The organism is Pseudomonas sp. PS02290, assembly GCF_029960075.1.
Lineage (GTDB): Bacteria > Pseudomonadota > Gammaproteobacteria > Pseudomonadales > Pseudomonadaceae > Aquipseudomonas.
The window spans coordinates 1-9784 of the sequence record NZ_JASCOY010000137.1 but is presented as its reverse complement, the minus strand read 5'-3'; the positions used below and the strand labels follow the sequence as shown (position 1 = coordinate 9784).

Sequence of the window (9784 nt, the reverse complement as noted above, 5' to 3'; positions counted from 1 at the left end):
TTTGTCTGGGGTTTGGTTTGGCCGGTGGCGATGTGAGGCCGATGTTGCGCAATCCGGCCCCTTCCCGGCTAAAGCCGGTCCCACTAAAGCCCGCGCGCCTTTGGTAGGACCGGCTTTAGCCGGGAACGCGTGCGCGAACTCTGTAGGGGCTTAGAACTTCAACGGCACACGGCCGGAGTTCGAGTTCAGCGTGCCGGTGCTTTCGCGCACGACTTCTTTCGGCTTGTACGCGCAATAACCCGGGCGTGGGCCGATCTTCGGGTGATTGCGGCAGGTGTCGGGGCGCTTGTCGTAGATCGTGCACAGCCGGCTCTTGCGATCCAGGTACAGGCAGTCGTTGTTGCTCATGCGCTGGAGGGTGAAGATCCCGGACTTCTGGTTGAAGCGCTCGACGATCCCGTCCTTCTGCAACCGCTTGGCGATGTTCTTCGGGTTATCCCCTTGTTCGAACTCGTCAACGATGCCGATCCGGATCAGGTCCTTGATCTTCACTTCCACAGGCAGCGTGCAGCAGCTGGAAACGCAGCCCCCGCACATATAGCTGGAGTATTTCTGCCAGGTCTCGATGCGGTCGAGTTCTGCAGCGGCGATCAAGGTGGGTTTCATGCGCGTGTGCTTCCGGGTGTATCGGGCGCGCGATCATACCGGTCCGCGCGCAATTCCCCTACCGCAAAATGATTGAAGCGACTGTCGGCAGCTTGCCGCCCGATCAGTCGTGTGGCTCATTTCAGACGAGCACGGTTTTCGCCAACGCCTCGACTTGCTCCTGCCGCTCGCTTTGATTCAGCTTCGCCCCCGGATTCAGCGACGACCATTGCGGATGCGCTCGCGCCTTATGCAGCGCCTCCGGCAACTTGCCTTCGCGCCAGGTTTTGTCGAGAGGGGCCGTCAGTTTGATGCTCTCTATCGCGGCATGACCCCGCACCTCCAAGGCTTGCAGCAGTTGCCGTTGGCGCAGCGCCAGCAGTCGGAGCACGGCATCGTCGACCGTCAGTTCGCGCTGCCCCTTGAATTTGTCCATCAACCGGCTGCCATAACTGCGCGCTGTTTGCAGGGCGCCGCCGGCAATCGCGCCGACCAGTGCCGCCGCACCCAGCGTGATGCCGCCAACCAGCAAATCCACGCCAGCACCTGCGGCCGCGCCCGCAGCGATACCGCCACCCACGCGCACGCCCAGCAATTTCAGGGTTTCGGGATTGAACAGATCATCGCCCCAACGGCCATCCATCAACGGTAAATCGCTGGCCGAGGCGTCTTCGCGACGAAAGGCGTAGAGCTTGAGCAGCGACTCGACGCAACGTTGTTCGCGCTGGCGCACAGCCTTGCGCAGGTCATCGATCGCCGCCTGGACCTGACCGGAATCGGTGGCGACACTTCGGCGGCAGGCCGCGCAGTCCAGCAACAGTTCGGCGATCAACCTGGCTGCGCTCTGCTTGCGAGCTTCACGCTGGGCCTGTTGGTCTGCGATGAGACGCTCAAGTCTTCCCCGTGAGGTTTCCAGCAGCAGGGCGAGGCTTTCATACAGACGGCGTTCGCCATCTTCGGGCGGGGCGACGCTGTCGAAGCGTACCAGCGCATGCAGCCCAAGACGCGCCAGCGCTTCACGCCAGTCCGGTTCGCGCTGCTGCGCACTGCTGACAAAATTGAGCACGGGCAGCAAGGGTTTGCCGCAACTGGCGAGCACCGCCAGCTCGTCGCGATATTTGGCGAGCACCGGCTCTCGCGCGTCGATCACGTACAGGCCGGCGTCGGAGGCGAGCAACTGACGAAGCACTTTGGCTTCCTGTTCGAAACGCTGGCGCGCCTCGCTGCCCTCCAGAAAACGCCCGAGCCGCGCCGGGCCGTCGAGCCGTTCGCCGGGTCTGTCCAGCCGCTCGAGATAATCCAGCAGGGCGATGGCGTCTTCCAGGCCGGGCGTGTCGTACAGCTCCAGCAGCGCCTCGCCATCCACCGACAGCCGCGCGCCTTCGACGTGCCGGGTGGTGCTCGGACGATGGGAGACTTCGCCGAAGCCGAAATCGCGCGTGAGCGTGCGCAACAGCGAGGTTTTGCCGACGTTGGTGTGGCCAACCACGGCCAGTTTCAGCGGTCGAATTGCGTCCTTGTCAGTCATGTCCGCTCTCCAGCCAGGTCACTGGCGCACTGTCGGTCCAGTTCAGTTCAAGCTGCTGCAGCGCCGTGTGCCAATCCTCCAGTCGGTCGGCGTCCAGCGCCTGTCCGGTGGGGGCCGGCAACAGCCAGATGCGTGTGGAGGTGGCGCAACGCGCGAGTTCGGCAATCAACGCCAGGCTGCCGCGGTCTGGCGAGCGACGTGGGTCGCAGGCAATGGCAAGGCGTGCGGGCGGATAGCGTGTCAGTTGGTCAAGCAGTGTGCGCCGTGATTCCCGGGAGTCGAGAACGCCGGCGTTGACCACGTTGTCGGGAAGCTCGGGCGGCCATGGCTGCTGATTGTCCAGTTCGATGGCGACCAGCAGCGCGCCCTGGCTTTCGCTCGCCGACGGACCGGAGGTTACCGCGTGAAGCTGAGGAGGCGCTGCATCGTTGATGCCCAGCCGTTCACTGCTGGGCATCAAGCGCTCGCGCAGTTCGACGAAGCCGGGGTGATTCAGATCCAGTGCCAACCCTTGTCGACCCACGCGCCAACGCAGGTAACACAGCACCGTCAGCAGAAAACGCGGCACAATACCGAACACCACCAGCACGCCGACCAGCCATCCGGCCCAGGCCTGACGGGCGTTTTCGATGGCGAGGGCGTTGTCGCCGCTGGCACGAATCATCGATTCGGTCGGCACGCTGAAACCCAGCAACGACGGAATCGCCCCCAGGCCTCGGGTCAGGCTGACAAAAATGTCACTGCCCAAAATGGTCGTTTCCCAGACGAAGCCGTAGCGCCGCGTCGCCATCAGTAACAGCAGCAGCGTCAGGGCGCTGAGCAGGGCGAGCAGCCACAGGCCATTGACGCAGATGCCCAGCACCCAGCGGTTCAGACGCTTGCGTTGCAGCAGCAATATCAACGCCGGCGCGAGCTGCGCGGCCTGGGCATCGCGTGCCAGCTTCTCGCTGAGCCACATCCAGAGGCGACCGAGGCCAGCGGTACTTTCCCCGACGAAGAGCAGGCCCATCGCCCAGCTTGTCAGCAGAATCAGGTTAAGTCCGAGCAGGCTGCCCAGCGCCCAGAACACATTGACGGGTGTCTGTCCGTCGCCCAACGCAGCGAAAGCCAGTCCGGCGCCGCTGACCACCGCGAACACCGCCAGCACGATCAGCGCCAGCCGCGCGCCTTGTTTCCAGTGGTGCAGGGCCTTGCGCATGCCGTCGCGTTCGGCAAGCCACAGGGCGCGGTGTTTGATCCGGGTTTGCAGGTCGCCCGCAGCGGCACGAGCGCGGCGATTGGCTTCTTCATCTTCGAGCGCGCCAGCGTGTTCTTCACGCAGGCGCACGGCTTCGGTCAGCCAGAGTTCATCAAGGGGAGTCAGTGCAGTCACGCGGCGTCTCGTCGGTAAAGTCGTGGGTGAGCATAACCGGTGTGGCTGCGATCGCGCATTGCCAAGGGTTCGCGTTGTTTGGACAACCGCCATCGCGAGCAAGCTCACTCCTACAGGTTCGTCGTTCGCAATTTTCCGCCATCTGCCGCCATTGTAGAAGTGAGCTTGCTCGCGATAGGGGCCTTCCGGGCGATGGTCATTCGGCTCGCACTCCGGGGAAGGAATCCGGGGGTGGCCTCTGATATCCTCGCGCCATGAAAAAACATCTCCCCCTGAGCTTGATCGCCGCACTCGCTGAAAACCGAGTCATCGGCGTCGACAATTCCATGCCCTGGCACCTGCCGGGCGATTTCAAATATTTCAAGGCAACCACGCTGGGCAAGCCGATCATCATGGGTCGCAAGACCTGGGATTCCCTGGGCCGTCCGCTGCCGGGTCGGTTGAATCTGGTGGTCACGCGCCAGCAGGATTTGCAGCTTGAAGGCGCCGAAGTATTTACCTCTCTGGACGCGGCGGTGCACCGCGCGGAAGAGTGGGCGCGCGAGCAAGGTGTCAGCGAAGTGATGCTGATCGGCGGCGCCCAGCTTTACGGCCAAGCCCTTGAGCACGCTGACCGCCTGTACCTCACCCGCGTTGCGTTAAGTCCCGAAGGCGATGCGTGGTTTCCGGAATTCGATCTGGCGCAGTGGAAACTGGTTTCCGACACGCCAAACCCGGCGCTGGATGACAAGCCTGCGTACAGTTTCGAGGTTTGGGAGCGGGCCTGATATCGCTATCGCGAGCAAGCTCACTCCTACAGGGGAATGCGATCAACTGTGGGAGTGAGCAGCTCAAGCGTTGTCACAAAAACGTCGTTTTCATGTCATCTGTCGCGAATGGCGCCCGAGGTGACGCGGTGAGAACGGACGCTGTCGCTGACGCATCGAAACAGTCATGGCTTTTTGTTACGGTCCTCATCGAACCAAAAAAGGGGAGGGGATCACCATGAAATTCGTACCAACATTATTGGCCACCGCGCTGTGTATGGGCCTGGCCGGACAGGCACTCGCCACCGAGCTGACCCACTGGCCTGCGCCTGCCGCCAAGCAGCTCAACGCCATGATTGCGGCGAACGCCAACAAAGGTAATTTCGCCGTTTTCGACATGGACAACACCAGCTACCGCTACGACCTGGAAGAGTCACTGCTGCCGTTCATGGAAAACAAAGGGCTGATCACCCGCGACACGCTCGATCCTTCTCTCAAGCTCATCCCGTTCAAGGACACCGCTGACCATAAGGAAAGCCTGTTCAGCTATTACTATCGACTGTGCGAAATCGACGACATGGTCTGTTATCCATGGGTCGCGCAAGTGTTTTCCGGCTTCACCCTCAAAGAACTCAAAGGCTACGTCGACGAGCTGATGGCCTCGGGCAAGCCGGTGCCGAGCACGTATTACGAAGGCGACGTGGTCAAGACCATAGAAGTGCAGCCGCCCAAGGTGTTCACCGGCCAGGCCGAGCTGTACAACAAGCTGATGGAAAACGGCATCGAGGTCTATGTCATGACCGCGGCCTCCGAAGAGCTGGTGCGCATGGTCGCCGCCGATCCCAAGTACGGCTACAACGTGAAGCCGCAGAATGTCATCGGCGTGACCACGCTGCTGAAGAACCGCGAGACAGGCGAACTGACCACCGCCCGCAAGCAAATCACCGCCGGTAAATACGATGAGAAAGCCAACCTCGGCCTTGAGCTGACGCCTTACCTGTGGACCCCGGCGACCTGGATGGCCGGCAAACAGGCGGCGATCCTGACCTACATCGATCAGTGGAAAAAACCGGTGCTGGTCGGCGGCGACACCCCCACCAGCGATGGCTACATGCTGTTCCACAGCGTCGACGTCAGCAAAGGCGGCGTTCACCTGTGGGTCAATCGCAAGGACAAGTACATGACCCAGCTCAACGGCATGATGAAGACCAACGCCGAGGCCCAGGCCAAGGAGGGCTTGCCGGTCACGGCGGACAAGAACTGGGTGATCGTCAAGCCGGACGAGATTCAGTAAGCCGTCTCATCGCGCGGCGCGGCGATATGCCGTGCCGCGCACTGTCAGGCCCATAGCCTGCGGTAGGCGCCGTCGGCATCATGTTCGTCCGCCTGCTTCGTGGTGTTGAATCGCCGACCGCCCCTCGGGTCCGTTCCGTAGCCGGCGATGTACAGCCAATTGCCCTGATTGCTGTAGACATCGTAATCCACCAGCTGCGCTTCGAACCAGGCGGCCCCGGCGCGCCAATCGCCCTTCAGGTCAAAAATCAGGTAACTGGCGACGATCTGGCGCATTCGGTTGGATAAGTAGCCGGTTGCTGCCAATTCCCGCATGCCAGCGTCTATCAATGCTTCCCCGGTTTCACCCCGACACCAGCGCGCGAACCCTTGTGGGTTATGACCCGGCTCGCTGCCACCTTTCAGGCCGCTGGCGCGGTACAGAGGGCGACCGTATTTCAGATGCAGCAAGCGAAAGTAATCGCGCCACAGCAACTCGAAATAAATCCAGTACGTGCTGTCGTTGGCGCCGTGTTCGGCCTCGAAAGCCTTCAACGCCTGATCAATCTGCGGCGCTGACAGCGAACCCCGTGCAAGCCAAGGCGAAAACTTGGTGGAGTCGTCCACAGCACTCAGGTTGTTACGCGTGGCTTTGTAGCTGTTCGCCAGACCCCGACGGAAATACTGCTGCAGATGTTCGATGGCCGCCTGCTCGCCGCCTTGGAACGTCTGGTTTTGATAAGGAAACGCCGAGCGGGCGTCCAAAGCGGGAGGCGTCTGCAGCGTGACCGGCTTGATGCTCAAGCCTTGGGGCAGCGCAGGAATCGTCGTTGGCGACGGTATGACGGGGCGTGCAGAAGTGTGGGCTTTTTCCACAAGACGACGAAAGCTGCTGAATACGTCGGGCAACTCCTCGACCGCCATCGGCAACTCATCCAGCGAAAACAGCGTCGACTGCCAGTGATCTTCCACGGTCAATCCCGCTGCGCGAAGGCCCTGCACCTGTGCTTCCTCTTCCGGCGCCGCGATGCGTTCGCAGATGACCGTATCGATACCCCATTCGTGGGCCAGGGCGACAAGCCGCTCCACAGGATCACCCTCGATCTGCATCAACCCACTGCCGTGAGCCCGCAACTGCTCGGCCAGTGCGCTGACCGCTGATTGTTCGAAATACTGGCGGTGGGCGCCGATGCGCTCGAATCCCCATGGCGACGATGTCGTCACGGGTGTGCAGTAAACCGGCAGCAGCGTGTCAGCAATTTCACATGCGTGAGTGAACGCTGGGTTGTCAGCAAGCCGAAGGTCCTGACGGAACCAATAGATCAACGTATTCATATGAAGGTCTCAGCGTCTAGGGATCAAGGCCTTGATCAGTTGGTTTGAGGACGTGGTCCTTTTTCCGTTCGAGCGAAGAGAAGCTAAACAGGATTGCGCTTTTGAGCGATAGTCTTTCAAGTAAATGACTGGAAGGGGCTCAAATGAAAGCGTTGTCGCTGTCTTCGTCGCCAAGGTATGTCGCCCTGCTGGGCTATGGGGGGTTGCTGCCGTTCGTTGGGCTGCTGTTGCTGATTCTTTTTTCAGTCGAATATCGCCCTTTCTTGACGCAAGCGCTGGTTGCTTACGGGGCGGTGATCTTGAGCTTTGTGGGCGCGCTGCATTGGGGGTTCGCCATGACCCTGCAAGGGTTGAGTGCCGATCAATGTCGCGAGCGGTTCATCTGGAGTGTCATCCCGGCACTGATCGCCTGGCCTGCTCTGTTATTGCCTGCACCGCTGGGGCTTTTGCTGTTGATTTTCGGTTTCGTCACGCATTACTGGCAGGACCGGCGTCTGGTGAAGGTGACAACGCTGCCCGCCTGGTATTTGCCGATGCGTCTGCGTCTGACGTTGGTCGCCAGTCTTTGCCTGCTGTTGGGTGCGATCACCGTAGCCATTGGCTCATGAATCGCCGGTGTCTGGATCTGTTGCCGGCGAAATTGATGGGCCCGGGTGGATGTTCGACGGATGGTCGAGCCTTGCTTCTTTAAAGCGGCCGGCAGACAAAAGAACACCCCGGCGTGCGGGGTGTTCTTCAGTGCGAGGTGATGCTTACGGCACCAGCTTGTCCAGCAGGGCCTTGTCACGCACGGCACCTTTGTCGGCGCTGGTCGCCAGCAGGGCGTAGGCCTTGAGGGCGGTGGTCACCTTGCGAGGGCGGGACTCAACCGGCTTCCAGCCTTTCTTTTCCTGCTCGGCGCGACGTTCGGCCATTTCCGCGTCGTCGATCATCAGATTGATCGAGCGATTCGGAATGTCGATCAGCACTTTGTCGCCGTCACGAACCAGACCGATCGCGCCGCCGGCTGCGGCTTCAGGAGAAGCGTGGCCGATGGACAGGCCAGAGGTCCCGCCCGAGAAACGTCCGTCGGTCAGCAGCGCACAGTCTTTGCCCAAGCCTTTGGATTTCAGGTATGACGTCGGGTACAGCATTTCCTGCATGCCCGGGCCGCCTTTCGGACCTTCGTAACGGATGATCACGATGTCCCCGGCCTTCACCTCGTCCGCCAGAATGCCGCGAACGGCGCTGTCCTGGCTTTCGAAAATCTTGGCGTTGCCTTCGAACACATGAATCGATTCGTCCACGCCCGCGGTTTTCACCACGCAGCCGTCGAGCGCGATGTTGCCGTACAGCACGGCCAGGCCGCCTTCTTGCGAGTAGGCGTGCTCGACGCTGCGGATGCAGCCGTTCTCGCGGTCGTCGTCCAGGGTGTCCCAACGGGTCGACTGGCTGAAGGCGGTCTGGGTCGGAATACCGGCGGGGCCCGCTTTGAAGAAGTGATGCACCGCTTCGTCGTCAGTCTGGGTGATGTCCCACTTGGCGATGGCTTCTTCCATGGATTTGCTGTGCACGGTCGGCAGGTCGGTGTGCAGCAGGCCGCCACGGGCCAGCGAGCCCAGAATGCTGAAGATGCCGCCAGCGCGGTGGACGTCTTCCATGTGGTACTTCTGGATATTCGGCGCGACCTTGCACAGTTGCGGCACGCGGCGCGACAGGCGATCGATGTCGCGCAGGTCGAATGGAATCTCGGCTTCCTGGGCAGCGGCCAGCAAATGCAGGATGGTGTTGGTCGAACCGCCCATCGCGATGTCGAGGGTCATCGCGTTCTCGAACGCCTTGAAGTTGGCGATGTTGCGCGGCAGCACCGAGTCGTCATTGTCTTTGTAATAGGTTTTGCACAGGTCGACGATGGTGCGGCCGGCCTGCAGGAACAGCTGTTCGCGGTCGGAGTGGGTCGCCAGCGTCGAGCCGTTGCCCGGCAGCGCAAGGCCCAGGGCTTCGGTCAGGCAGTTCATCGAGTTGGCGGTGAACATCCCGGAGCACGAACCGCACGTCGGGCAGGCGCTGCGCTCGTATTCAGCGACTTTTTCGTCGGACGCGGTAGAGTCGGCAGCGATGACCATGGCGTCGACCAGGTCCAGGCCGTGGCTGGCGAGCTTGGTCTTGCCGGCTTCCATCGGACCGCCGGAGACGAAGACCACCGGGATGTTCAGGCGCAACGCAGCCATCAGCATGCCGGGGGTGATCTTGTCGCAGTTGGAGATGCAGACAATGGCATCGGCGCAGTGGGCGTTGACCATGTACTCGACCGAGTCGGCAATGATCTCGCGGCTTGGCAGCGAATACAGCATCCCGTCATGGCCCATGGCGATGCCGTCATCCACTGCGATGGTGTTGAATTCCTTGGCGACGCCGCCTGCTCTTTCGATCTCGCGCGCCACCAGCTGACCCATGTCCTTCAAGTGGACGTGGCCCGGTACAAACTGGGTGAACGAGTTGGCGATGGCGATGATCGGCTTCTTGAAATCGTCGTCCTTCATGCCCGTGGCACGCCACAAGGCGCGGGCGCCGGCCATATTGCGGCCGTGGGTGGACGTTTTCGAACGGTAATCAGGCATTGGAACACTCCGGCTAATCGGCTGAATAAGGAAGGGAGTGAGCTTCTAGTGACGTCGTGTGCAAAAGGCAGTGACCGGATGCAGCGAAGAAACCGAACGATACGGGATCACCGTACGCCCAGCCTGAGCTCATAAACCCGCCGGGGGATGACTGGCGATGAATAGCGCTGATTCTACACCTGTGAGGGCGGGAGGGAATGGCGGGAAGTGGGGCTGCGGATTCATCGGTCTGATAACACTGATGTATCTGCAGGCAAACGCAACTGTGGGAGTGAGCTTGCTCACGAAGGTGGCGGTACATTCGCTAAAGCTTCAGCGGGTGCAACGCCGTCTTCGTGAGCAAGCT

The 9784-nt window shown here is 61.2% G+C and carries 8 protein-coding genes; 3 read left to right on the top strand and 5 right to left on the bottom strand.

From position 1 onward, the window contains the following. Positions 1 to 150: 150 nt before the first annotated feature. The 3 genes from QMX88_RS27380 to QMX88_RS27370 all read right to left on the bottom strand — a co-directional run bounded on the left by QMX88_RS27380 (position 151) and on the right by QMX88_RS27370 (position 3485). The gene (locus QMX88_RS27380) at positions 151 to 606 is read right to left on the bottom strand and encodes a YkgJ family cysteine cluster protein (RefSeq protein WP_074890161.1); all 456 of its coding nucleotides are present in this window, start codon (positions 604 to 606) and stop codon (positions 151 to 153) included. 121 nt (positions 607 to 727) lie between these two features. Next, positions 728 to 2113 (bottom strand): GTPase/DUF3482 domain-containing protein, encoded by a 1386-nt coding sequence (locus QMX88_RS27375; protein ID WP_282373380.1) that lies wholly within the window; start codon positions 2111 to 2113, stop codon positions 728 to 730. Beyond that, positions 2106 to 3485 (bottom strand): DUF2868 domain-containing protein, encoded by a 1380-nt coding sequence (locus QMX88_RS27370; protein WP_282373379.1) that lies wholly within the window; start codon positions 3483 to 3485, stop codon positions 2106 to 2108. Before QMX88_RS27370 ends, QMX88_RS27375 begins: the two co-directional genes overlap by 8 nt. A 254-nt stretch (positions 3486 to 3739) precedes the next feature. Here QMX88_RS27370 and QMX88_RS27365 point away from each other — a divergent pair, with 254 nt between their 5' ends. Both QMX88_RS27365 and QMX88_RS27360 read left to right on the top strand, forming a co-directional pair. Beyond that, positions 3740 to 4252 carry a dihydrofolate reductase gene (locus QMX88_RS27365; protein WP_282373378.1) on the top strand — a complete coding sequence of 171 codons (513 nt, stop codon included), beginning with the start codon at positions 3740 to 3742 and terminating at the stop codon, positions 4250 to 4252. Positions 4253 to 4469: 217 nt separating this feature from the next. Further along, the gene (locus tag QMX88_RS27360) at positions 4470 to 5525 is read left to right on the top strand and encodes a haloacid dehalogenase-like hydrolase (protein ID WP_282373377.1); all 1056 of its coding nucleotides are present in this window, start codon (positions 4470 to 4472) and stop codon (positions 5523 to 5525) included. Between the two features lie 44 nt (positions 5526 to 5569). Here the strand turns inward: QMX88_RS27360 and QMX88_RS27355 are convergent, their stop codons facing one another. Then, entirely contained in the window at positions 5570 to 6838 is a 1269-nt protein-coding gene (locus tag QMX88_RS27355; protein ID WP_282373376.1) for a DASH family cryptochrome, read from the bottom strand. 143 nt (positions 6839 to 6981) lie between these two features. On the opposite strand from QMX88_RS27355, the gene QMX88_RS27350 reads away from it, so the two are divergent. Continuing rightward, on the top strand, positions 6982 to 7446 hold the full coding sequence (locus tag QMX88_RS27350; protein ID WP_282373374.1) for a DUF3429 domain-containing protein: 465 nt from the start codon (positions 6982 to 6984) through the stop codon (positions 7444 to 7446). 144 nt (positions 7447 to 7590) lie between these two features. Here QMX88_RS27350 and ilvD read toward each other — a convergent pair whose 3' ends face one another. Beyond that, positions 7591 to 9438 (bottom strand): dihydroxy-acid dehydratase, encoded by a 1848-nt coding sequence (gene ilvD / locus QMX88_RS27345; protein ID WP_282373373.1) that lies wholly within the window; start codon positions 9436 to 9438, stop codon positions 7591 to 7593. Positions 9439 to 9784 lie beyond the last annotated feature (346 nt).